Origin of the sequence: Mycoplasma anserisalpingitidis, from assembly GCF_007858495.1 — a bacterium.
GTDB lineage: Bacteria > Bacillota_I > Bacilli_A > Mycoplasmatales > Metamycoplasmataceae > Mycoplasmopsis > Mycoplasmopsis anserisalpingitidis_A.
In genome coordinates this window covers 37724-64507 of the sequence record NZ_CP041663.1, presented here as the reverse complement: position 1 = coordinate 64507, position 26784 = coordinate 37724, and the positions used below count along the sequence as shown (strand labels likewise).

The following is a 26784-nucleotide window of genomic DNA, read 5'->3' as shown; positions in this document are numbered from 1 at the left end:
TAAAAAAGTTGACAAATTAATGTCAACTATTGCATTTATATTAAGTTAGATTGGTTTTTTAATATATAAGTTAAATAAGTGTTTCAATAGAAAAACTATCTTTAATTTCTGGATATCTAGTAGTATTTTCAATAAAATCAGATAATTTAACTAAATATTTTGTTGAATATCAACGCTTCATTACAAATTTATTTTCATCATTTGCAAATTCTGCAAAAACAGAGTTATAAAGTTCATTTTTATATTCTGGTTTATTGGTTGATATATTATTCACAAATTCAGGAGAAAATAAACGATCCATTCATTGCTGAGTGTTTCAAATTAGAGGAATTAAACCATTTGAAGTTCATAACTGTTCATTGAAACCATCTCTTTTAGTCATATCAGTTCCTTCTTTTCCAACATATCTTAAGTATATATAATTTTGATATCCCTCAGCACCACGAGAATTTAAGTTTTCTCAACCACGAATGTTTTGTGAAGTTTTAGAACCAGCTAATAATAAATTTCTAAATCCACTTGTTGCAAAATCATTATAGTGAGTGTTTAACATATCATCTAACATTGCATATTTAGTTTCGTCAACAAACCCATCTTGAGTCTCTATTGCTGCAACATTTTCAAATCATTCCATAAATTTAAGCAAGAATTCATAATTTCTAGAATAACCATATATTGTGAAAATATCAGGATTTTCAGTAGTTAAATATTCTTTGTATTTATTTGCTTTTTCATTCATTTTTGCTGTATAAGTTCTTACTTTATTTTTAAAATCTTCACTATAAGTTTTATTAGCAAATCACTGATCAGCGTTAACTAAATCTGCAAATGTAGTATATTTTTCATCAAACTTATTCGATAAGTTTGTTAATTCAATTTTAATTTCACCATATTTGTTTACTTGGGCTTGTTTAGCATCCCTTAAAATTTTATTTAACTTAGTGTTTAAATTTGCTATTGTATTTGAATGCAAATCATCAAGTTTTGATTCATTCACAGTATTTATTGCATCAGTATCATTACGCATGGTTGTTTTAATACTTGCATAAAGAGGTTCATACATTATTTTTGTTTCTTCGTTACTTATTTGATTAATTATTGATTTATAAGTTTGTTTATTAGCTTCAGCAGTTTGCTCTTCAATAACTTTATCAAAGATTGCTGTATCAAGAGCTTGAGATAATGCAGTTAAACGTTGGTTAATTTCTTCCTGAGATAAAATTTCAATATCTCCTTCGCTAGCTTCATCTATAGCATTTTTAAGTTCAGTTTTAATTTCTACAAATCTTTCATTATCTTTTGTATTTGTATTGAAGGTGTTCGCTTCCTTAATTTTAGATTTAAGTCTTTCTAAAGATCTAAGTCTAGCAGCATCAGAAGATTTTAATCTTTCAAATTCATCTTTTAATTCAGTAAATTTAGTTTGTATTGTGTGGGGGTCATTACTTTCAAATAAAATTTTTGCTTCATCAAGAAGTTTTTTAAGATCGACATGTGTAGTGTAATCATAGTTTTGTGATTCAACATTATTTACAAGTTTATTTAATATATTTTTATAACCTTCAAGAATTTTTGAATTCATAGAGTTAAATGATTCTTTAATTTGCTCTAATGAATAATTAGTATTATTAGAAGCATTATTTAGTAAGATATTGATTTCATTTGCTAAATTAGTTGAATTAATGTAATTAAAATCATTATTTAAACGATTGTTATCCATTCAATATGTTACTTCGCTAGTAATATCTAATCTATATTTTTCAACTAATGCATTATCTTTTGCTTCCTTTAATTGTTGAAGTATTTGAGTTATATTTTGATTAAATTCTTCTTGTTCTTGATTAAAGTCAATATATTGTGGTAGAGAACTTACAATATCATTAAAATTATCTAAAATATTTTTGTATTCTGTATTATTTGAAAGTTCATTTGAAACTTCATTTTTAGCTTTATTTATTTCTTTATAAAGATTAACTACTGAAGGAATTTTATTATTAGCATCTTTTAGAGTCTTATAATCTTCAACTAATAACGCAAGATTTTTGCCTTCACTATTAGAAGATTGCAATTTTACATCAATTAAACTAATTAATACAGGTTCAAGATTTTCTTCATCTCTTAGATTAGAAAGAGTAGAAGCAAATTGAGCAATTTTACTTTTAACTATAGCATCAGCTTCATTTGTTAATTTACTGTAAGTATTATTTAAATTTTGTAATTGATCTGCTAATCAAGTCGAATCCTTGTCATCTGTTTCAATTGCACTACTTAATGTTTTTTCTAATTCATCATTTTGACTAGAAAATAACTCATCAGTAGAAAATGCTTCTTCAGCTCTAATTTCATTAATTCTTGCAAGTAATTTATCTTTAAGTGATTTATTCAAATCATTTCTTGCTTTTTCAACAGCGTTGTCCATTGAATTATATGCGCTATTGAATGTTTCTTGTTTAATTATATCATTGTAATTTTCAATAACTGAATCTAATGAAGCAGATAATTCATCATAAATATCTTTATAGTTAGTATATTTTGGCAATTCATTTTTAACAAGATTATCATAATATTCTTTTAATTCATGTTGTCTTAAGTCAATGTTGTTTTTAGTGTTTTGTAATAAAACTTGTGCATCTTTAATTTTAGTGGTTAAATCATTTATTTCTTTGAGTGTAGATGTATTTTTATCCAAATTATTAGCTTCTTGAACTACTTTTGATAAGTCTAATTTAAATTCATTTCAGTCAGCGTGAGTAAGGGAATCCAAAAGTTTTGTTGCGCTTTCTTTAGCCTCTATAAGTTTTTTAAATGCTATACTTTTTTGACTTATATAGTTTTTAAGAGTGGTATTAGTTTTATTTAAAATTTCATTCAATTGCTTTAATTTGTTATTTATTTCATCATCGTTAAAACTCAAAATATTATTTTCAGCTTCTATAGTGAGATCATTAAGTTCAGTTAATATCTTTTTAATTTCAAGTTCTTGTATTAAATCAAAATTATTCAATTGATTCTCTTTAATAGTTTTAATTAATGATCTTAATTGTTCTAACTTTTCTTCATATAGTGTATTATTATCCACTAACTCTAAATCATTTTTAGCTTTGGTAATCGCTTTATTGATTAGGTTAATTCTTCTATCCAATTCATTAACATCGAAAACATTTATATAATTTTCTATACTTTGGTCTAATGATTTTTTCAAAACATTTTTAATTTCAGAATAGTCATTATATCTATCTAATTCGTTTTCATAAGCGTTGTCATAAAGATTTTTAAGAAATTCTTGTTTTATTTTTGCTTCATCTATACTTAATAAAACATTTTCAACAACTATTGAAATTTCATAAGCTTTTTTATCTAATTGCTCTTTTGAAAGAACTTGTAATTGTTCATCATTAAGAATAGTGTCTAAATAATTATTAACTTTATCTAAAAGATCATGTGAATTAGTTTGCATTAAAGTATTTTTTAAATGACTAAGTATTGCAAGATTGTCTCTGTAATTTTTTAATGACTTTTCTTTTTCGACATTATATTTATTCAAATTATTCACCGTTCGTTTTGTTAAATCATTTAATATTTTTGTAGTTTCATCAATTTTGCTTGAATCCATTTCTCTAACTAATACTAAAACATTAGTTACTAAGTCATTTAGCGGTCTTAATATTGAATTTAATCTAGGATCATTTAAACTAGGGTAATTTTTAAGATATTCATTTTTAATTTCTAATACTTTATCTAGGAAAATATCTTGTAGTTCTTGGAGATCTTTAACAACTTTATCATTTTCAATTTGCTCTTCACTATCGATAATTTCCTTATTTTTATTTGCTTTATCAATAGCATTCTTTATTTCATTTTGAAATTGAATTAAAGAAACATATGAAATAAATTTTTCTTCAGAAGAAACACTATTTTTTTCTAATATTTTATAAACATTAGAAGTGATATTTAAATACTTTTGATCGGCAAAATTAATTTCTAGTAATTTCTTAGTTTCATTTATTAAATTTATTAATTTTCTTTTTTCCTGTTCTGTAATAATTGAACTAAAGTTTTCATATTTCTTGAATAATTCATCATATTTATCTCTAAAACTAGTAGATTTGTTTGAATTTTTTTCAACTTCATTTAAAGATTCTCTAAATTTAATAACTTCTTCAGTTTGATTTTCAACTAAGAAATTTAACTCACTTTTAATTTTAGTTAACAAAATAGAAAATTTGTTTTTGTATTCCAAATTTTTATTACGATTTAATTCAGTACATGCTACCAACGAACCAGCTAAAGCAGTTACACTAACAGCACCTAATGCAATAAGTGAAATAAGAATTTTTTTATGTTTTTTACTCATTTTCCCCCTTTTTAATTTAATTTCTATATTTGAATTATATTCACTATCAAAAAAAAAAAAAAAAAAACGCCCAAAAAGGACTTTTATGGAAAAGAATTTCACTTTTTATACAATTTGTATTGTGTTCCTGCAGGTAGAAAATTTTTATTTTTAATCAAATAAAAATGTGGCGTAATTAAACACCACATCGTAATTTTTAGTGAATTATACTAGATTAAATAACCTTATTGTCCTGATATTTCTTGAATTTTAGGTAAAATGTTTTGTGAGAAAATTGAATTTAATTCAATCGATTTAATACCTATTTCGTTAAATTGTTTATCACTTTCTATGTATGATTGTAATTCATTAACAATGACATCAAATTCATTTCTTACTTGATCATATTTACTATCACTTCAATCACTAGGTAAAGTATTTTTTCATGAGTTTATGCTATCTTGCGCTTCTTTAATAACCTCATTTTTTGCAGATTCTAAAATTCCAGGTCATGCAGCATCTAAGTCACTCTTCATCTTTTCTAATTTTTTAGTATCAATCTCTTTTTGTCAACCTTGCGTTATATCGTCGATGGTTTTTTGTACTTCACGATAAATATTATTGGCAAATACAATAATATTAGTGATAGTTTCTGTTTTCATTGCAATTTTTACTTGTTCACGATATTTATTAATTTCTTCCCTAAGACGCAATAACTCAATTCTTAAAGAATCAATTTCATCAGTAATTGCTTGAATCCTTGCTATAGGTAATTTTTCAAGATCTTGACGAGTTAAACTGCTATCAATATAATTTTTGTATTTTGCAGCAAGATTAGTTCACTCTATTGTGCCTTCAAATTTATTATATCTATCGTAAATCTCAATAAATCACTCTAATCTACCCAAATTCCATTCTATGGCAGATTCTAATTCGGTTTTATATCTTTCCCTTCCCTCAATACAATCATTTACATATAAAATAACCTTATCATTATAATAGTAGTATAGTTGATTATCATCGAAAGTTTCTTCTTTTCCATCAACCTCATCTAAATATATTTGAAGATCACTAAATAATTCTTCTCATTTAGGATCGTTGTATTCATTGCGATGAGTCATATGTTCTTTTATAAGCTCTACTAAATCTTTTATTTTTTTAATCTGTTCCTCACGATATTTCTTCTTATCTTCAGCTTCTTTATCTTTCTTAGCTTTATTTAATGCTGATTCGATTTTATTGATTCTTTCATTGAGTTCAGTAATTATAATTATTTCTTCATAGTTATCAATCGCACTATTTAGTACACTCTCTAACTCACTTTTGATTTCTGGATAATTATCATAATTAGCTATTTCAATAACAGCAGAATCATATTTATTTTTCAACTCTAGTTGTTTATTTTCTATTTCTTTAACTCGTTCGTTTGCATGATTTATTGAATTTGTAAATTGACTAATCATAAGATTTAAATAATATGTTGAAATAGTTTTAGCAGTTTCTTCATCTACAATATAAGAAGCTTCTTCACGTAATCCTGCTTTGATATTTTCGTATTTTGTTTTTTCAAAATCTTCAACAAATTTCTTAAAATTATTCGCTGCTTCTATGTATTCTTTAACAACTCTTTCCTTATATTTACTAAATTCATCTAAATAGTTGCGAACTTTTTCTAAAGCTAAGTCAAATTCTATATTTTTATTTTTTAATTCTTCACCATTTAAATCATTAATTTGAATTTCGATACCGTTAACATATTCTTCAAATGGTTTTAAAATTCGATAAATAGCTTCCTCATTTGTTTTTTCAAGCATCTTTAATTCATGCTCTTTTGCGTGATTAATTTTTTCTAATAATATTTTTTTGTAATCAACTTCATCAGATTCATCACTAGTATTTTCATTTTGTTTATTCTTTTCTTGCTCAGCTTTGTTTAATGCGTTGTTAATCTCATTAAATTTAGAGTCTAATTCATTATTATCAAAAACTTTATCATAATCTTTAATGACACCATTAAGTTTTTCTTCAAGATCATTTTTGATTGTTGGATAATTGTCGTATTTGTTTAATTCATTATCAATAACTGAATCGTAGTATTTTTTAAGTTCATCTTGTTTTGAAACAACTTGATTAAATCTTGCTAAAATATCTTCTAAAAATGATGAAAGTTCTTCACTTTTTGTTTCGATTTTAGAAACTGAAAAAATTTTAATTTCTTCTGAATCAGGCATATTTGACATAAAATTGTTTAATTCATTTATAAATTCTGATGCATTTTTATTGTCAAATAACTCCTTTAATTCATTAGCTTGTTCTAATAATTCTAAATATTTCTGAATAGCTTTATTCTTTTCTTCATTATATTCTCTAATTTTTTCTAAAGTGTTTTCCAATAATTTGTCTAATTCATTATTATTTTTATCAATTTCCTGAGAATCTAACGATTCAATTTTTCCTAAAAGTTCATTTATGAAATCTTCTAAAGGTTTTAAAATAGTTTTTAACTCATCATCATTATTGTTCTCATAAATGTCAATATTATTGTTTTTAGCCTCACTTAATTTTTCTTTGAATTTATCTTGTTTAGCTTTAAGTTCATCTCTTAAATTATTATCTGTAGCTTCTTTATTTTTATTAGCTTCTTCTAAAGCTTTTAATAAATCTTTTTGAGCTAATATTAAATCTATGTAAGTTGAATTACTTTCCTGATCTAAAAGAACACTTTTGTCAACTACAAATTTTGATAATGACTGATGAATAGATGAATATTTTTCATCACTAAATTCAGTTTTTAATATGTTTTTTATCTCATTAATAAGTTTTGATAATTTAATTTTCTCTTGATTATAAATTTCTTTTGCAAAAGTTGTATATCTGTTTAATAATTCATTGTAATCATCTTTTTTATTTGTATTTTCATTTAGTGAACTTTCAACTTGATTAATGTAATCAAAAAAGTCATTCACTTCTTTGCGTTGATCACCTTCCAAAATTTTAATTTCATCTTTTATTTCAGAAAGTAATTTAGTAATTTTTTCTTTATATTCCGAATTTGTATTTTTTTGAATTATTGAACATGCCGCTAGTGATGCGCTTAATGTAATCACACCAACACAACCTAATGCTATTAATGAAATAAGTAGTTTTTTATTTTTCTTTTTCATAAATTACCTTAATATTCAATATTAAAATTTATCCTATATATTATATTATTTCATTCAAAAATTCAAAAAAAAAAAAAAAAAGACTTTGTGCTTTTAATACTAAAAAATAGTAGTTTTTGTAAAAAGTAAATAAAAACAACACTGAGTGTTGTCTAAGATAATTCAAGATTTCCGGTGTATAATGCGTAATATAAACCATGGTTTTTGATTAATTCATCATGAGTTCCGATTTCGTTTATTTCGCCGTCTTTAAGAACTAAAATAACGTCTGCATTTCTAACTGTACTTAATCTGTGGGCAATAATAAAACTTGTTTTGTCTTTCATTAAATTGCTTAATGCTTTTTGAATTTCTTTTTCGGTTTTAGTATCAATATTACTTGTAGCTTCATCAAGAATTAGAATGTCAGGATTGCAACATGCGACTCTAGCAATACTTAACAATTGTCTTTGACCTTGACTTAAATTTGCTCCGGCAGATTCAAGGTAAGTATCATAACCTTTACTCATTAAGTTAATAAATGAATCAGCATTAGCAACTTTGGCTGCTTCAATAATTTCTTCAATAGTAGCATTTTCTCTACCATACGAAATATTATTTCTTACTGTGTCACTGAAAAGATAAGTATCTTGAAGTACTACTCCAATTTTTTCACGTAGATCTTTTTTATTAATATCTCTTATATTAATTCCATCGATATAAATATTTCCTGAATCAATATCGTAAAATCTGTTCAATAAGTTTGTAATAGTTGTTTTACCCGCACCAGTAGGTCCAACAATAGCGATTTTTTGACCTGGTTTTACAGTTAAATTAATGTTCTTTAATATTGGTTTATTTTTGTTGTAACTAAAGTTTACATTTTCTAGAATAACACCTTTAGTTGAACATGGAATATAACTAATCACACCATTGTTATTTATTTTTCAGTATTTTTTGATTTCTGGATTGTTATTTCTTTCAGTTTCAGTAACTTCAATAATATTATTGTTTTCATCAAAAATTCCGTAAACTGAAATGATTTGCCCTTCACCAATTTCATCAGGTAAATCTAAAACATTTTTAACTCTTTGAAAACCACTAAGAGCCATTAAGATCGAACCAACGTTTTGCGAAATTGAACTAATTGGTTGAGTAAAGCTTCTAGCTAATTGTAAGAATGAAATGAGTGTACCGATACTTAGCGCTAATCCATAAGTATTTAATGCAGTTGAATTAACAATCATTAATGAACCAAGAAGTCCTAAAATAGCATAATTTATGTTTCCCATATTAATTGCAATAGGCATTAATATGTTACTTAAATTCTTACTAATTCTGTCATTTTCATATAATTCTTGATTTAATTTATCAAATTTTTCAAGTGATTTATCTTCATAATTAAACACTTTAACAACTCTTAATCCATCAATCATTTCGTTGATGTAAGCATTAGTATTTCCTAAACTAGTTTGAGTTCTAACAAAGTACTTACTTGAAAATTTAACAATAATTTGCATCACAAGCATAATTAATCCAACAAGGAATATTGCAACAATTGTTAATGATCAGCTTTGAATAAACATAAATACAAGCGAAACGATAACTGTAAAAATAGCTTGAACAATATCAGGAATTGATTGAATCATCGTTTTGATTAACTCAATATCATTAATGAAATATCCCATAATTTCGCCATCTTGAGTTGTGTCGAAGAATCTAACAGGTTTTTTCTGTACTGAAGTATATAATTCATCTCTTAATTTTTTTAGAGTATTATGAGTAATGTTAGCCATAATTCTTTGAGAAGCTAACATAGCAGCAAGAGTTAAAACTAAAATTGAGATATAAATAATTACATATTTATTAAATTCTGCTCAATTAAAGGCTGCGTTAGGATCAGTTGATAAAGCTTTAAGTCATGGGTCTAAAAATCAGCCAACAACCACAACCCCAATAAACATTTGTGCAAGAATTAAAGTAAACGAAGAAAATAAGTTTAATAAAACTGCTAAAGGATATAAAACTTTATTAGCTTTAAAAATATATTTTAATAAAGCTTTGAACATTCCTTTTTGAATCGGAGCTCTTTTTGCTGTTCTACTAGAAGAATGATGCATTATTTACCTCCATTTTGTGAATAATATAAACCAGCGTAAAACTCATTGTTTTCAAGGAGTTCTTGGTGAGTACCAAATCCACTGATTTCACCTTTTTTCATAACAATAATTTTATCTGCAGTTTCGATTGAACTAATTCTGTGGGCAATAATAATCTTTGTAGTATTTGGTAAGTTGTTTCTTAGCGCCATTCTAATTTGTTTATCAGTTTTAGTGTCCACCGCACTAGTTGAGTCATCCATAATTAAGATTTTTGGTTTTTTGATTAACGCTCTAGCAATACAAAGTCTTTGTTTTTGTCCACCAGAGTAATTGTTTCCTTTTTGAGCAACACGTTGATCTAAACCTTCTTCTTTTGAGAATACAAAGTCATGTGCACTTGATATTCTAAGTGCTTCCTTAATCTCATCATCAGTAACATTAGGATCACCTCATTGCATGTTTTCTCTAAGGGTTCCACTAAAAAGAACGTTCTTTTGTAAAACCATTGAAACATTATCCCTAAGGAATTCTAAATCATAATCTTTAACTTCAATTCCACCAATTGTTAATTTTCCTTCGGAAATATCATAAAGTCTAGGTAGAAGTTGAATTAATGAACTTTTTCCTGAACCTGTTGATCCAACAATTCCAATTGTTTGACCTTCTTTAATTTCTAAATTAATATTTTTAAGAGTGTAATTCTCATCATTTTCATGATATTTAAGAAATACATTTTCATATTTAATATCAAAGTTTTTTAACTCTTTAATAGGGCTTGCAACATTTTGAATGGTACTTTCTTCAGAAAGAACTTCAGCAATACGAGCGGCTCCAGCTCTAGCAAAAATGATTGAAGCTGCAACCATAACAATCATCATTAATGAAGTCATAACTTGTCATAAGTATGAAACAAAAGATGTAAGAATACCGATTGTTAAATCGCCACTGCCATGAGTTGAAACAATGTTTTGTGTTGTTAAATAAGAAATTAATAATGATGAGAGGAAAATTAATCCTAAAAATGTAAATTGACCTCATGCAATGGTTTTGTCGTTTCTCATCAAAATATCTCTTAATTTCAATGTAAATTTTTCAAAATTAGTAAATTCATGTTTTTCTTTATTGAATGATTTAATAGTTTTGATAGCACTTAAGTTTTCCTGAACTTTACTGTTAAATTGGTCCATTACTTCTAATGATTTTTTGAATTTTGGATATACAATTCAGAAAATAACAGTAAATACTGTTCCCATTATTACAAGAGCAACTAGTAAAATTCAAGCTAATTTTGTACTGTTAATAAATCCTAAAATAACTGCACCAACAAGCATAATTGGACCACGAATCATGGTACGAATTATGTTCATATAAGCCATTCTTATATTAGTAATATCATTTGTTAATCTAACAATTAAGCTTCCGGTGCTAAATTTGTCTATATTTCCAAATGAAAAGTTTTGAATTTTTTGGAATAATTCATATCTTAAATCTCTAGCTAACATTCCTGAAGCTTTGGAAGCGAAAACTCCTGAAATTGCACCACAAATTAAAGATAGAATTGCGAAGAGGAATATCAATCCACTTCATTTATAAATTTCAAGTTGATTTTGAGGTTGAATCCCTTGATCGATTAAGTTAGCCATAAAGGTAGGAATCAAAATCTGGCAAATAACTTCTATAGTAATAAAAACAATAGAAATGGTAGATTCAAGCCAAGTACGTTTAGCAATTTGTCTTATTGTCATTTTTCTCCTTTATTTATATTTTTTCTTTCTATTCATTAAATAATCTTCGATAATGCCTGAAATATAAAAACTCAACAATGAAATAACAATAATTGGTATTAGCATAACAATTCTCAAAGTACTTTTAAGTTCATTAAAACCCAAAATAAAGAAAAAAGCTGCCAACAATGAGCCAACTATCCCAAAACTGTCACTTTTGATTTTATTAAATCAAAGCAGAACCACTCATATAATTAAAACACAAATTATATTGGTGGTTAAAGCAATTCAGAGAAATTTCTGTGGAAATACTCTCAATTTAAAGTCATCAGTTCCGATAATTCAGAATGTTATTGCAGGCAAAATTATGCAGATTGTTATAAATATATATTGGTTTAATTGTTTACTTTTTTCAGTTATTTTATTCATAGTTTGCTTTTAATTTAGTAATTAATAAAACAAATTCATCAATCGAAACTGTTTTAGTTTCGCTTTTGCCATATTCTCTATAAGAAATAGTTCTATTTTTTTGCTCTTCATCACCCAAGATTAATTGGAATTTAGATTTAGACATTTGAGCTTCTCTCATCTTTTTAGAAATTCTTTCTTCACGATCATCAATTTTTACTCTAAAATCAAGATTGAACAATAAATCTTTAATTTCTTTAGCATAATCTAAATTAACTTTTTCATTTACAGGAAGAATTGTAATTTGTTTTGGAGCAAGCCAGAATGGTAAATTACCTTTAGTTTGTTCAAGCATTGTAGCTACAAATCTTTCATATGTACCGATCAATCCACGGTGTAGCATAACAGGTCTTTCGTTTTCATTATTTTTATTAATGAAACTTAAATCAAATTTTTCAGGAAGTAAAAAGTCTAATTGTAAAGTTGAAATTGTGACTTCATGTCCTAAAGCGGTAAAAATTTGAATATCCATTTTAGGTCCATAAAAAGCCGCTTCGCCTATCTTTTCTTCATATTCAACACCTAGTTCATTTAAAACTTCACGAAGTTGATTTTCAGAAGTGTTTCACATATGATCATCATCATAGTATTTTTCTTTGTTGTTTTTATCTCTTAAACTAAGTGAAATATAACTAATATTAAGTTTAAAAAGTTCTAATGTTTCTTTAATTTGTGAGTACATTAGTTTGAACTCATCTTTAATTTGATCTTTTCTTAAGAATAAGTGTCCTTCAGTTAAAAGCATTCCTCTAACACGTTCAAGTCCAGTTAATGCTCCAGATTTTTCATAACGATATAACTGAGATTGTTCACTATATCTTATAGGCAAATCACGGTACGAACGTTTTTCCATGTTATAACAAATAATGTGGTGTGGACAAGTCATTGGACGTGGAATAAGTCTTTCATTTTCAACAACCATTGCACTAAACATATCATCTTTATAGTGAGCTAAATGTCCTGAACGTCTGTAAAGTTCTTCTTCACCAAAATGTGGAGTTAACACTTCAGTAAATCCATATTTACGATCCATTTTTAAAATTAAATTTCTAATTTCATTGTGGATGTACATTCCATCTTCAAGTCAGAATGGAAGACCTTGTCCACCAAGACGATTGAATGCAAAAAGTTTTAACTCTTTACCAATTTTTCTATGATCTCTTTCTTTTCTATCTTTAAGGATTTCTAAGTATTGATTCAATTCATCACTTGATTCTCAGGAAGTACCATAAATTCTGGTTAATTGAATATTATCTGAATTTCCTCTTCAGTATGCACCAGCAAGAGAAAGAAGCTTAAAGTGTTTAATTTTCTTAGTATCTTCTACATGGTTTCCAGCACAAAGATCTACAAAAACTGTTTCGTTATTGAGCAGATCAACTAAAGCATAAAAAGTAATATCAGCACCTTTAGCTTTAAGTTCTTCATAAAGTTCTTTTTTGTATGGTTTGTTTTCAAAACTGTATTCGTTAATACTTACTTGCTTCATAACTAAGTTTCTTGAAGCTAATTTTTTCATTAATTTTTCAATTTTGTTTAATTCTGTATCACTAATTGGATTTTCAAATTCAAAGTCGTAGTAAAATCCTTCATCTGTAGCAGGTCCAAAACCAAGTTTAACGTTTGGATATAATTTTTCTACTGCAGCACCAAGCAAGTGGCTTGTTGTATGGTTTAATTGCTTATTTGCTTTCATTGTAACCTCTTTTATTATTTAAATCCCATATTTTTCATTAATTTGTTTAAGTTTACTGAAGCTACGGTTCTTGCTTTTTGCGCACCTTGTTCAGTAATTTGGTCTACTTTTTCTAGAGCAAGTTTATATTTAGTTTGGATATCAGTTAACAAATCAAACACTAATTGTCCAACTTCTTCTTTTAATTCTTTGTAATTTTTGTCTAAAAAGTGTTTTTCACTTTCTTCAAGAGATACCTTTTTAAGAGCAGCATAAATATTTAATAAGTTAAGCACACCTTGTTTTTCTTCGCTAATGTAAATTTTGTTTTCGCTGTCTGTTACTGCTTTAAGGATTTTGTTATAAGCTTCTTTAGGATCATCAAATAAATAAATAGTTGATTTACTTCCTTTTTCACTTTTAGACATTTTTTGAGTTGGATCACTTAAAGATTTAATTCTGGCTCCAACTTCAGGTATAAATGATTTAGGAGTTTTAAAGTTTAATTTATAACGTTTATTAATTCTTTTAATTAATGTCCGTGTAAGTTCAAGATGTTGAGTTTGATCTTCGCCCACCGGAACAGCATCAGCATCATAAAGAATGATATCACCAGCCATTAAAGTAGGATACATCAATAAACCGGTAGGTATTTTTTCAGTACCATTAGCTTGCTTAATCATTTTTTGTGATTTATCTTTGAATTGAGTCATTCTTTCTAATTCACCTATTGCTGTTTCACAAGTTAATAATCATTGCATCATTCCATGTTCCATAACTTCAGATTGATAAAAGATATTTACTTTATTTAAATCAAGTCCACATGCTAAATAAAGCGCAACGACATCTTTTCTATTTTTCATTAAATCATTTGGTTTGATATCACCAGTAGTTAAAGCGTGTAAATCTGCTACAAAAAAGTAACATTCTTCAAATTTATCTTGTAAATTAAGAAAGGGAACTAAAGCACCTATATAATTTCCTAGTGTTAAATCACCTGTAGGTTTAATTCCTGTTACAAGAACTTTTTTCTTGTTCGTATCCATAAAATCTCCTATATTTTATATATGTTTATATTTTATTACTTTTAGTGATTTTTCATAGTCATTAGCACTTTATTAATAAGATTAATAAATTGCATTCTATTCCAATTATTCTTTGAAGAATAATATATTTTACTATTGCACTTCAAAGAATACAAAAAATACTTTTAACTTATAATTTAAAATATGATAACCAATTAAATTCAACTATGTAATATTTATATTTATTGATTAAATATTTGCATTTCAAAACTTATTGTAATGTAATCAGTCTATTGCTAAAACAACTAAAAAAATTCTTAATAAAAAAAATGAAAATTTCTTTGGATTAAAAAAAATTGGTATATAATAGTAAAGCAACAAAGCAAAAGCCCAGGTGGCGGAATAGGTAGACGCAAGGGACTTAAAATCCCTCGGTAGCAATACTGTGCTGGTTCAAGTCCAGTTCTGGGCACCAATTATCTGCGCTCTTAGCTCAGAAGGTAGAGCAAATGGCTTTTAACCATTGGGTCGGAGGTTCGAATCCTCTAGAGCGTACCAGTTCAATGAAAGTTGACCAAAACACCTTAATTGGTGTTTTTTTATTTATTAATATCCTACTAGAATATAAATAAAAATGCCAAATCGGCATTTAATTATAGGTTTTCTAAGTTTTTATAAAGTTCATTTAATTCTGATATTGTTTGATTAATTGATGATTTTTGAGCATCTGTAAATTCATCTACATCTTTAAAAGCAACTAATTTTGAATTTTTAAATTCAATGTTATTTTTAATTTCTAATACTTTTTTAACGATTTCTGATGTTGCTGCTTCATTTTTGTATGTAGGATTCTTACTATTTAATGCAGCATCAATAACTTTTTTAGCTTTTGAAGATTCAATAGTGTCAAAAGTTATAATTTTTGTAATATTAGATCTTAATTCAGAAAATTCTTGAAGATTCTTAATAAGAGTTGCCATTCTTGCGGTTTCATCTTTAACTTTTTGGATTGTTATAGCATTATCTTTGTTTTCCAATCAATCTCTTGAATTTTTTACTTCATTAATTGATTGAAGTTGATATGTTTTATCATATAAAGCGTTAGCCTCCAATGCTTTTTGGTAAACATTTTCTAATTTTTCTTTTTCAGTACCATAAAGTGGATCGATTTCTTTTGAAAGATCTTCGAATACACTTTTTAATTCATCATTATTTGTTTTTAGTTTTTTTGGGTCTGTTGTAACACTTAAAAGACTACTATATTTATTTAATAAAGAATCTCTTCTATTTTTGTGTTCTTCAGTATCATCTAATTTACTAATTAAATCTCTTAATCCATCACGTCTAACTTCATTAATTTCAAAATTCTTTATATATGCTCTTCTAAGTGATTCTTTTTCTATCATTTGTTGAGCTACAATACATGAACCAATTGTAACAGCAGAACCAGCAAGTAATAAACCTATAATAAGTTTTAGAGATTTTTTGTTTGTTTTACTCATATTTCATCCTTTTTAACAATAATATTTCTTTATAAATTATATACTAGTTTTATCAAAAGATTAATTTAACATTTAATTAATACTCAAAATTATGGAAAAAACTTAATAATATATATCCGAAATATTTTTAAGTTCTTCAACTCTTTTATTATGTATGAATTTGATAAACTTGAATAATAAAATAGATAAGATTGGTAATACTATTACTTCAACTAAAACATTTATTCAAATCAGATTGATTCAAACAACAAAATTCTTGATAAAATCAATTTTTACTATTGAATGGTGTATAAACAACATAGCAGTTACTAAAATGCTATTAAATAAAACAGTTACAAAAGTATTTACAAAAACTGAAATAATACTAACTTTTTTTCTGAAAACTCAATATATAAAATAACTGACAAATCCTAATAAAAACCTTGGTACAATAGCAATATCAGCAAAGATAAATAATGCTTTACCATACACTAAAGCACTTATAAACGAGCCAATTCCGACAAATAATGCACTAAAAAGTGATCCTCTTAAACCAAGGTGAAAAGTAGCAATTACTATAATAATAGTAAGTAAATTTATACTTATGCTAAAAACTTGAATAAGTCCTAGAAAAGGAACAAGAGAAAAAATTAGTATTAAAGCAAAATAAATAGCTAAATAAGCGATATCTTTAATAGTTGTCTTTTTCATAATCAAATAGTAGTTCTACTTCCCTTTCATTTAATACTTTATACTCTCCAATTTTTAAATTTAAGTTTCTTAAATTTAGTTTATTAAAACTTGTTCTTTCTAGTTCATTTACTTGGTTATTAATTGCTTTAAACATTCTTTTAATTTGGTGAAATTTTCCCTCTCTAATACTTAAAAGAGTTTGAAAATCACTTACTTTTTTTACTTTAGCTTCTAAAGTTGTAAACTCTTCGTTTATTTTTATTCCGCTCTTTAGTTGATCAATATTTTTCTCACTTAATTGTTTTAAATGAGTTACTAAATAAGTTTTTCAAGCGTGTTTTTTAGGTGATAATAACTCATGAATTTTACTGGTTTGGTTAGTTAAAATCAACAATCCAGTAGTATCAACATCAAGACGACCAATAATCTCACATTTATGATACTTTATATCAATTAGATCATAAACAGATTTATAATTTAATTCACCAGAATGCGAACTAACAAAATTTTTGGGTTTGTTTAATGCTAAATACATAAATTCTTGATATTTTAGATTATTACCTTCATAAAAAACTAGGTCATTTTTTTCATCAATATCAATATTTTTATTAACTAATAAATCATTGACCTTTATAACTTTTTTTGTTATTAATTTTTTTGATTCACTTCTACTTAAATCTAAAACTTTACTTAAATACTTGTCTAAACGCATAATTATTTTTATATTATACTTCAAAATAAAGAGAAAAAGAAAAATCAGAAACTCTGATTAATCTATATTACGATAAGGTTGTTTAACATCAAAAGTAAGAACATTTAACTTATCAAACTTATTTTTTAATTGAGTTGATACATCTCAAACAAAAACATGTTCATCTAAATGAGGTACTTCAAGAATTGGTGCATTGATTTGTTCAAAGTTTATTCAATCGCTTCAACGAAAGTCACTTGAAATGATTAAATCTGCACCTTTTTTAGTTCATTCATTAATATCACCAACAAAGCCACTTCCGCTCATTAAAACAATTTTAGTAATATTCTTATTTAATTGTTCGTTAGTTAAATTGGTTCTAAAACTATGAATTTTAATTTTATTTTTTAATAATTTAATAAATTCATATGGTGTTGTTTTATAATTCAATATGCATGGATAACCATTATTTTGGAAATATGAATAATTTTCTAATCCCATAAATCTAGTGATTTGATAACTAGTACCGTGAATATGATTGTCATAATTAGTGTGGAATGAAATAGTATTAATTCTATGTTGTTTAATTTTTTTAATTAAATTAATTTTATATGGAGCTTTAATTTTCTCCATTTCCATTGTTTTTTCAAATAAAAATGGATGGTGAGTTAAAATTACATTACAATTATTTTCAATTGCATAGTTAACCACTTGGTCAGTAATATCGATAGCCAAAACTACTCCAGTTAGTTTTTCACTCAAATTAAATTTAAATGAGAAACCACTTGGATCTCACACTTCTTTGAGACTTAAGGGGTATTTATTAAATAAAAATTCAGTTAGTTGTTTAATTTTCATAGCTAGTTTTTAAGGAAGTCTTTAATAAGTTGTTTTCCATTTTTTGACGAATTTTTAAGTCTTCTAAGAATTCTATTTTCAATTTGACGGATTCTCTCTTTTGAAACTCCACCACGTTCTTTTGCTAATTCTTCGAAAGAGTGAACTCTATATCTATTTCCATTTTCATCGTAACCAACACCGTAACGTTTACAAATTAATTCTTTATCATTTTTATCAAGATTATTTTCTATTAAGTCAAGTAATAATTCACTAAGTTGTTCTTGTGAAGCATAATCAACTGGGTTTGGAATACTTTCATCCTTAACAAAATCACTAAAAGATGAATCGTTTTCTTTTCCAATTTGTTTATCTAAAGAAATTGGGTCGATGTTTATTTTTCTGATATATCTAACTTTTTCAGCTGTGTATGCATTACCAAATTTTGCTGCAATTTCTTCATCAAGAGGTTCACGTCCAAGTTCTTGTTGCAATTCACGTTCAATTTTTGTAATTTTATTAATTGTTTCAACCATGTGAACAGGAACACGAATTGTTCTAGCTTGATCAGCCACTGCACGGGTAATTGCTTGACGAATTCATCAAGTTGCATAAGTCGAAAACTTAAATCCTTTATCAACATTATATTTTTGTGCTGCTTTTAGAATTCCAGCATTACCTTCGCTAATTAAGTCAATAAACGATAAACCTCTGTTTTTATATTTTTTAGCATTATTAATAACAAGACGCAAATTACGTTTAATAAGTTTATCTCTAGCTCTTTTTCCTCTAAAACCACCAAGGTTCATTGTTTTAGCTAATTCAACTTCCTCATCAGCACTAAGAAGTTCACCATATTTACCAATTCATCTCATGTATCATTTAACAATGTCGTTAGTTTCAGTAAGTTTATTATTAAGAGATTTACCTCTGATTAAATCATCTTGATTAACATCAAAATCAGCATCATTATACATGTCTAAATCAAGACTATCTAAACTAAGATCTTCATCATCATAGTTTTCATGATCTTTAAGTTCAACTTCTTCATCTTCTTCTTTTTCTTCTTCATCAGATTCATTCGAATCATTTAATAAATCATCTTCATTAAGATCATCTAAGTTTAATAAATCATCTAATTCATCATACTCACCATCGAAATCATCAGTATAATCGTCATCATCAAAATCTTCACCTAATGAATCAAAATCCATTTCGTCTTCATTTTTATCCGATGAAGAATCTGAATCTAAGTCATCTATTTCAGGCGTTTCAACTTTTTTAGTTTTCTTTTTTGATGTTTTTTTACTTGAAGCGATTGAATTATTGATTTCATCAAAATCTGAATCTGAAATATCATTTAGATCACCATCATCAACTTTATCTTCAATTAAATTAGCTTCATAAAGTTCTTCAAGTAATTCTTCAATAGATTCTTCATCGTCAATACTTAAATTCTTTTTATCTAAAAATTCAAAAACATCTTCTTGGCTAAGTGTTTTTTTCTTTTTAGATTTCATATAAGCTTCTAGCATTTCAATTAAATCTTTATATTTGAATTCCATATCTTCCTCTTATTCTTTTTTCTTACCTTTTTTAGCTTCCATATTTTTTATCAATATATCTTTTTTAAATTCTGGAATTTCAGCAGAGATATATTTACGAACTAAAAATTGATTAGAGTTAATGTTATCGTAGGTGTTTTTAATGAAATTTCTAAACTCTTCTAAATTTTGAAATTCATTAATTCTTTTATCTATGTCAATTATTAAACTATTAAGTACATTTTTTGAAATATCCTCAGAACTAATATGACTTATTATAAAATCGTAAAATTTATTGTATATTGAATATAAAATTTTCTCTTTTTGTTCTTCAGTCATTTTTCCATTACTTTTCTTGTATTCTTTACAATACTGGATAAATAATTCATGTGATATTGAGTCTTTAAGAAATCTTGCATATTCATTGATTATTTTTATTCCTTTTTCCCATATATATTTTTCTGTACTTGGATTTTTTAAAAATGAAATTAATAAAATATTTAACGGATCTGAAGAAAGGTGATTTTTGATTTTAGCTTGATTAAATCTTTTAACTTGAGTTTTATTATTAAAATTGTAGTTATTATTTTGTGTGTAAGTTTGATTAAAAATTTTTGAATTATCAATCAATTTTTCATCACTATTTAATTCATAAAATTCATCACTTTGTTCATTTTTTTTAACTTCAAATTCATAATTAAACTTGTTATAAATCATGTTTTTGAAGTAATTTATGATTTCATCATCACAGTAAAGTAAATAATTTTTAAATTCTTCTACAAAATTTTTAATGTTAAGTAAAGTTATACTCTTTGGCACATCTAAATTAAAACGTTTGATTAATAAATCATAAACATGCTCAATGCCTGTAATTTTATTATTTAACACTCCAAGCAAAGCATTTGAACCATTTCTTACTAAAATTTCATCAGGGTCTAAATCAAAAGGATTATTAATCACAAAAACTTCGAATTTATTTTTTAGTAAAAAGTGGACTGAATGAAGTGTTGCATTAACTCCTGCCGTATCATTATCTAGAAAAATATTAATTCTTAAATTCCTTAGTAAATTTAAATGCTGTTTAGTTAGTGCGGTTCCCATTAATGCCACAGCATTTTTATAATTCACTTTAAGTAAAGCTATAACATCAAAAAATCCTTCACAAAGATAAATTTCCTTTTTAACTCTTGCTTCTTCTTTAGCACGATCAAAGTTATATAAGACACTAGATTTGTTGAAAACAATAGTCTCGGGTGAATTAAGATATTTTGGAGAATTTGTATCTTTGTATAGCAATCTACCACTAAAAGCGATTGTGTTACCATGTTCATCATGAATTGGAAAAATAAGTCTATTTCTAAAATATTCATTTAAATTTTCATTTTTTAAACCAGCTTGATTTAATTTTGTATCATCATAATTAAATTGACCAATTAGTCTAGTTATCCCATCTTCAGGAGCATAACCAATTCTTAAATAGCGAGCTAATTCAAGTGAAATATCTCTGGATTCAAGATACTTTTTAGCATTATTATTCGAAAGCAAATTAACATGAAAAAAGCTTTCTGCATTACTTAAAATATCCAAAAGTTCTTTTTGTTCATCGCTAATTTGGTTTAGATAATCAAGTGAATGATCTTTTATGTTTAATTCAATCCCTTGCTCACTAGCTAAAATTTTAATAGCTTCAGTAAAACTAAGAGATTTAATTTTCATCAAGAAGGTTAAAGCGTTACCGCTAGTTCCACAACTAAAACATTTAAAAATTTTCTTATCCGGAGATACACTCATACTAGGATTTGAATCACCATGAAATGGACAAAGACCGACATAATCCTTACCCTTTTTCTGTAAATTAACAAAATTTGAAATAGTTGATACTATATCAGCATTATTAATTATTTGATTAAAATCCGTCATCTAACTCCAATTTAATTAAATATATTTGTGTAAATCTTCAATATTTATTCTAATTTGTTCCATTGTGTCCCTATTTCTTAAAGTTACACAATTATCTTCTAAAGTGTCATAATCAACAGTTAAACAGTAATATGTACCAATAGAATCTTGTCTACGGTATCTTTTACCAATTGAACCAGCCTCATCATAAGTTACAGAAACATTTAAATCAATCAATTTTTCATAAATTTCTGTAGCTTTATCCGAAAGTTTCTTAACAAGTGGTAAAACGGCAAATTTATATGGTGCAATTTCTTTAGCTAATTTTAAAACTATTCTACTGTCATTTTCAAGTTCTTCTTCAACATAAGAGTCAATGATAATAGCAAGCATTAATCTATCTAGTCCAATACTTGGTTCTATAACATAAGGAATAAATTTTTGATTTGTTACTGGATCAAGATATTCTAAACTTTCTCCAGTAGCATTCATGTGGCTAGATAAATCATAATTTGTTCTATTAGCAATTCCTAATAGCTCACCTCATCCAAATGGGAAAGTAAATTCGATGTCACTAGTCGCGGTTGAATAATGCGAAAGTTCATCTTTTTCATGAGGTCTAATTCTTAAACTCTCTCTTCTAATTCCAAGTTTTTGAGCAAATTCATAGCATTTATTTACATAGTAATCAAATGTTTCCGTTGCTTGCTTAGGTGAACAAAATACTTCTAGTTCCATTTGTTCAAATTCTCTAGTTCTAAAAATAAAGTTTCCTGGTGTAACTTCATTTCTAAAACTTTTACCAACTTGTCCAACTCCCATAGGTAGTTTACTTCTTGTAGTTCTTTGAACATTTTTAAAATTAACAAAAATCCCTTGAGCTGTTTCCGGTCTTAAATAAACTTTAGACTTAGAATCCTCAGTAACACCTTGTTTGGTTTCAAACATTAAATTGAAGGTTCTAATATCACTTCAATTCGTTTCACTTCCTTCATATTTTTTCACATTTTCTACTAAAAAGTTTTTCATTTGTTCAAAACTCATAATTTCAGCATTTATAGTTGGATCGAATTCTTCAATCAATTTATCTGCACGATATCTCTTTCCATTAACCTTATTTTCAATTAATGGGTCATTGAAATTGCTTACATGTCCGCTAACTACTCAAACTTGTGGGTTCATTAAAATTTTTGAATCAATTAAGTAATTTTGTTTCTCTTTGAAGATAAATTCTTTCTTTCAAGAATTTTCAATATTATCTTTTAAAAGTGAACCTAATGGTCCATAATCTCAAGTATTTGAAAGTCCTCCATAAATTTCACTTCCTTGGTAAACAAAACCCGAATTCTTTAAATGATTTACAATTTCTTGCATATTTTTCTTATTATTTAACATATACATTATATTTTACTACAAACATGTTTTAAAATAAGGAAAGAGATATTGTTTTTACGATAACTTGAGGTGTTATTTTGCACACTTTTTTGGAATTTTACACATAATAATTTATAAAAAGTTAAATTTTAAATCTAATTGAAAATTTTAAAAATGTGAAAAATTATTTCAGTAAAATTTCTTATGTTTTTCTAAACTTTTAAAATGAAAAAGTGTAAATTTATCAATATTTTTAAGCAAAAATAAAACAATAATTTTTATTATGAAAATACTTTAAAAATTCAAAAAATTTGCATTGAAAATTATTTATTTTTACACCTAATTATTTTTACATTTTATAAATTCTTCAATTTTTAAATGCTATTATTAGATTATATAAATATTAAAGTCAGGAGCAGAAATGAACGATTCAAAAAAACATATTATTATATTAATTAACGGTAAAAGAAGATCAGGAAAGGGTCTTTTAACTGAATCACTTAAAAAACACTTAGCAGAAGATTTTAAAGATATTAAAGTGCTTTCTTTTGCTGAACCAATTAAAACTATAACTAAACCAATTTTAGATGAAATCGCATGAGATGGTAAAGATAAAGAAGTTGTTAGACCACTTTGAATCGCTATGGGAGAAGTTGGTAGAAACATAGATCCAGACATTTGATGTGCAAGAACTTTTAACAAAATAATTGAGAATGTTAAGGTTGCAAATGATAATGGAATTAATAGCTTATATTTAATTGATGATATGAGATTTCCTAATGAATTAGACTATTTTAAAGGCAATATCAGCAAAATAAAAAATCTTGTTAGTGATGCACAAGTTAAAATTCTATCTATTAGAATTGAAAAATTTATGGATGCAAGTAAATTTGTAGTTGGAGTTGATGACAACATAACTGAAACAAGTTTTGATAAACTAGTTAACATTTGCTTTGATTATATTGTTCCAGCCAAAATTATGGTTAACGAAAATGGTGTAGCAAATTTTGATAATGTTACAACAATGACTCAAGCAATCATTGCTAACCTTTTAAAATAAGGAGAAGTTTTGAATAGAAAATATTACAACGGAAGAGAATATGTTTTAGACGAAGAAGAACAGGTAATAATTTTATCACCTGACTTTTTTCAACAACTTAAAAATAAAAACAACAAATTTAAGTCATACAAGAAAATTGGTGGTAGTACAGTAGCTGATGTTTTAGAGGTTACTGCTTTTAGTTCACAGTTTAGCGCTTTTTGTCATATAGCAAGATTAAAAATGGATGTACTACAAAAAAAATATATCTATGCTGGTACAATTCTAGAACCAAAAATATTTGATGTACTTAGAACAACATTTAAAGGTTTAGATATTGAAAATTACAGTGCTAAAGATTACAATTATGACTATTTTGCAGGTAAGGATGAAGTTATTAGTGGAGTTCCTGACGGTTATATTCCATCAAAAAATATGATTTTAGAAATCAAAACCACTGGGGCAAAAAACTATGAAACTTGAAATAAAAAAAATGCCAATGGAATTTATGAAAATGTTCCAGCAAACTACCGTAAGCAAGCTCAACTTTATTCATATTTGATGGGTGCTGATAAATATAGTATTGTGGCTGCATTTTTAGAAGATGATAAAGGTGATTATGAAAACCCAGAAAGTGTTGATTTAAACCAAAGAAGAATTGCAAATTATACTTTTATGGTAAATGAATCCGAAACAAAAGACGATATAAATAAAGTTAAAGAATGATACTATTTTTATACAAATAGTATTGTTTCACCGAAGTATAACTTAATTAAAGATAAAATGCAAGTTGATTATTTACGTTGTAAAAATGAACAAGAATGAGAAGAATTACTAAACAAGTGAAAACAAGAGGGTAAGGCTGATTTGGATTTTATAGGATAAACATTTTAGAAATTTAATCGGTATTAGTATATAATTATTATGCAGGTATGATTACGCTGTATACTTGTGTTATTGAACTAATGTTTAAGCGAACTGTAAGCTCGCCAACCACGGGGCCATCTTAAATTAGATGGTTTTTATTTTAAAATTAATTTATGGAGTAAAATGAATTTATATATTTATTCTGATGAATCGGGGGTATTTGATAAAGTACATAATAATTTTAGGGTCTGGTAAAAAATGTAGAGAATAATTTCTCCGCACTTTTTTTCCATCACCCTTAATTTTATTTAATTTAAGATTTTTAAATATATCCTATATCAAATAAATTAATTCTCTATATATAAGTGTTTAATAATCTAATTTATTTACAATTTAATAATCATTTTAACCATTAAATTACAAATATTTTTCTAATTTATGTTTATAATTTAACTATGAATGAAATTATGATAATAACAATAGTTATCTGGTCTACAATAATTCTAGTTTCATTGATAGTTGAATTAACAACTTTTGGAATTTATAGTAGCTTAATAACTATTTCAGCAATTCCTTCATTATTTATATCTATTTTTGTAAAAGGAAGTATAGTTAGCACAATTTTAGAAGTTCTTTTATTTATTGTGATTGGAACTATTTTGATAGTTTTATTCTATTTCTTTGGTAAAAAGTTTATTAAAACAAAATATAAAGGACCAATTCTTGAATTAATTGGACATCAAACCGATTTATTAGTCGATGCTCACAGAGAGCCTAAAACGGTTGAAGAATACGGAAAAGTTTATATAGGTGGAAAAACTTTTAGAACTTTACCAGTCGAAAATATTGATTTTATTAAGCAAGGAACAAAGGTTGAAATTATAAAAATTGAAGGAAATACTTTATATATTAAACCAGTTAAAGGAGAGTAAAAATGAATCCAACATATACAGCATTATTAGTTTTAGTGATAGTTATTATTCTTTTAATTCTATTAGCATTATCACTTTCAATTAAAATCGTTCCACAAACTTCGTTCTATGTTATCGAAAGATTTGGAGTTTACAAAAAAGTTTGAAATAGTGGAATTCATGTAAAAATTCCTTTCATTGACAGAGTAGCTTTGAAAGGAAACTATAAGGAAAAAGTATCTGATTATGAACCTCAAGATGTTATTACAAAAGATAACGTTTTAATTACTGTTGATACAGTAGTTTTCTACCAAATTACAGATGCTAAATTATATACATATGGAGCCGAAAACCCTAATTTAGCTCTTGAAAAATTATCTGCAACAACACTTAGAAACTTACTTGGTGAATTAGATTTAGACCACACCCTTACTTCAAGAGAAATTGTTAATAATAAATTGACTTCTATTCTTGATGAAGCTTCTGATGCATGAGGAATCAAAGTAAATAGAGTTGAAGTTAAGAATATTACTCCACCAAAAGATGTTCAAAAAGCAATGGAAAAACAAATGCAAGCTGAACGTGAAAAAAGAGCAAACATTCTTGAAGCTGAAGGGCGCAAAGAAGCAAGTATTAAAATTGCCGAGGGTAGAAGTAAAGCTTTAATTCTTGAAGCTGAAGCTCATAAAGAAGCTAAAATTCTTAAAGCCCAAGCTGAAAGGGAAGCAATTGAACTTATTACTTCAGCAAAAATTACACCTGAATATCTTAAATACCAATCAATTGAAGGATTAAAAAATCTTGCAGATGGAAATGCAACAAAAATCATTATTCCACCTAATCTTGCAGACATTGCTTCAACTATGAGTGTAACAGCCGAAATGTTTAATGATTCTAAAGTTGAAAAAGTTGAAAAATAAAAATTAGTCGGTCTTAAGACTGACTTTTTTATTGCTTGTTTTTCAACATTTAATTTGA

18 protein-coding genes and 2 tRNA genes are annotated in these 26784 nt (G+C 26.3%); 6 read left to right on the top strand and 14 right to left on the bottom strand.

Going from position 1 to position 26784, the window contains the following annotated elements; genetic code table 4:
- Positions 1-70: 70 nt before the first annotated feature.
- From FOY43_RS00295 to trpS, 7 genes are all read right to left on the bottom strand, one after another.
- The gene (locus FOY43_RS00295) at positions 71-4354 is read right to left on the bottom strand and encodes a hypothetical protein (RefSeq protein WP_146308471.1); all 4284 of its coding nucleotides are present in this window, start codon (positions 4352-4354) and stop codon (positions 71-73) included.
- Between the two features lie 224 nt (positions 4355-4578).
- Entirely contained in the window at positions 4579-7497 is a 2919-nt protein-coding gene (locus FOY43_RS00290) for a hypothetical protein (protein ID WP_146308469.1), read from the bottom strand.
- Between the two features lie 152 nt (positions 7498-7649).
- A complete protein-coding gene (locus tag FOY43_RS00285) occupies positions 7650-9596 on the bottom strand; it encodes an ABC transporter ATP-binding protein (RefSeq protein WP_146308467.1) in 1947 nt (648 codons plus the stop codon).
- Positions 9596-11323, bottom strand: a complete 1728-nt coding sequence (locus tag FOY43_RS00280; protein ID WP_146308461.1) for an ABC transporter ATP-binding protein — start codon at positions 11321-11323, stop codon at positions 9596-9598. The genes FOY43_RS00285 and FOY43_RS00280 overlap by 1 nt, the downstream gene beginning before the upstream one ends.
- A 9-nt stretch (positions 11324-11332) precedes the next feature.
- A complete protein-coding gene (locus FOY43_RS00275; protein ID WP_146308459.1) occupies positions 11333-11731 on the bottom strand; it encodes an MAG3450 family membrane protein in 399 nt (132 codons plus the stop codon).
- Positions 11724-13466: a threonine--tRNA ligase gene (gene thrS, locus FOY43_RS00270; RefSeq protein WP_146308457.1), complete on the bottom strand. Its 1743-nt coding sequence runs from the start codon at positions 13464-13466 to the stop codon at positions 11724-11726. Before thrS ends, FOY43_RS00275 begins: the two co-directional genes overlap by 8 nt.
- 14 nt (positions 13467-13480) lie before the next feature.
- The gene (gene trpS / locus FOY43_RS00265) at positions 13481-14491 is read right to left on the bottom strand and encodes a tryptophan--tRNA ligase (RefSeq protein WP_146308455.1); all 1011 of its coding nucleotides are present in this window, start codon (positions 14489-14491) and stop codon (positions 13481-13483) included.
- Between the two features lie 367 nt (positions 14492-14858).
- Between trpS and FOY43_RS00260 the strand changes: the two genes are divergently transcribed.
- Both FOY43_RS00260 and FOY43_RS00255 read left to right on the top strand, forming a co-directional pair.
- Positions 14859-14945, top strand: a tRNA-Leu gene (locus FOY43_RS00260).
- A gap of 7 nt (positions 14946-14952) precedes the next feature.
- Positions 14953-15028 (top strand) — tRNA-Lys (locus tag FOY43_RS00255).
- Positions 15029-15123: 95 nt separating this feature from the next.
- On the opposite strand, the gene FOY43_RS00250 is transcribed toward FOY43_RS00255, so the two are convergent.
- The 7 genes from FOY43_RS00250 to FOY43_RS00220 form a co-directional block, all read right to left on the bottom strand.
- Complete coding sequence (locus FOY43_RS00250; protein WP_146308453.1) at positions 15124-15972, bottom strand: hypothetical protein; 849 nt, start codon at positions 15970-15972, stop codon at positions 15124-15126.
- 102 nt (positions 15973-16074) lie between these two features.
- Positions 16075-16662: an ECF transporter S component gene (locus FOY43_RS00245; RefSeq protein WP_146308451.1), complete on the bottom strand. Its 588-nt coding sequence runs from the start codon at positions 16660-16662 to the stop codon at positions 16075-16077.
- Positions 16643-17356, bottom strand: coding sequence for a pseudouridine synthase (locus tag FOY43_RS00240; protein WP_146308448.1), 714 nt, complete (start codon positions 17354-17356; stop codon positions 16643-16645). The genes FOY43_RS00245 and FOY43_RS00240 overlap by 20 nt, the downstream gene beginning before the upstream one ends.
- A gap of 57 nt (positions 17357-17413) precedes the next feature.
- Entirely contained in the window at positions 17414-18193 is a 780-nt protein-coding gene (locus FOY43_RS00235; RefSeq protein ID WP_146308446.1) for a Nif3-like dinuclear metal center hexameric protein, read from the bottom strand.
- A 2-nt stretch (positions 18194-18195) separates the two neighbouring features.
- Positions 18196-19737, bottom strand: a complete 1542-nt coding sequence (locus FOY43_RS00230) for an RNA polymerase sigma factor (protein WP_146308444.1) — start codon at positions 19735-19737, stop codon at positions 18196-18198.
- 9 nt (positions 19738-19746) lie between these two features.
- Entirely contained in the window at positions 19747-21636 is a 1890-nt protein-coding gene (dnaG, locus tag FOY43_RS00225) for a DNA primase (RefSeq protein WP_146308442.1), read from the bottom strand.
- A 15-nt stretch (positions 21637-21651) separates the two neighbouring features.
- On the bottom strand, positions 21652-23010 hold the full coding sequence (locus FOY43_RS00220; protein ID WP_201273913.1) for a glycine--tRNA ligase: 1359 nt from the start codon (positions 23008-23010) through the stop codon (positions 21652-21654).
- Between the two features lie 400 nt (positions 23011-23410).
- Between FOY43_RS00220 and FOY43_RS00215 the strand changes: the two genes are divergently transcribed.
- The 4 genes from FOY43_RS00215 (at position 23411) to FOY43_RS00200 (ending at position 26726) form a co-directional block, all read left to right on the top strand.
- Positions 23411-24049: a hypothetical protein gene (locus FOY43_RS00215; protein WP_146308440.1), complete on the top strand. Its 639-nt coding sequence runs from the start codon at positions 23411-23413 to the stop codon at positions 24047-24049.
- A 9-nt stretch (positions 24050-24058) separates the two neighbouring features.
- Complete coding sequence (locus FOY43_RS00210; protein ID WP_146308438.1) at positions 24059-24913, top strand: MAGa7180 family putative nuclease; 855 nt, start codon at positions 24059-24061, stop codon at positions 24911-24913.
- A gap of 437 nt (positions 24914-25350) precedes the next feature.
- On the top strand, positions 25351-25827 hold the full coding sequence (locus tag FOY43_RS00205; RefSeq protein ID WP_146308436.1) for an NfeD family protein: 477 nt from the start codon (positions 25351-25353) through the stop codon (positions 25825-25827).
- A 2-nt stretch (positions 25828-25829) separates the two neighbouring features.
- Positions 25830-26726, top strand: a complete 897-nt coding sequence (locus FOY43_RS00200; protein ID WP_146308434.1) for an SPFH domain-containing protein — start codon at positions 25830-25832, stop codon at positions 26724-26726.
- Positions 26727-26784: the final 58 nt, after the last annotated feature.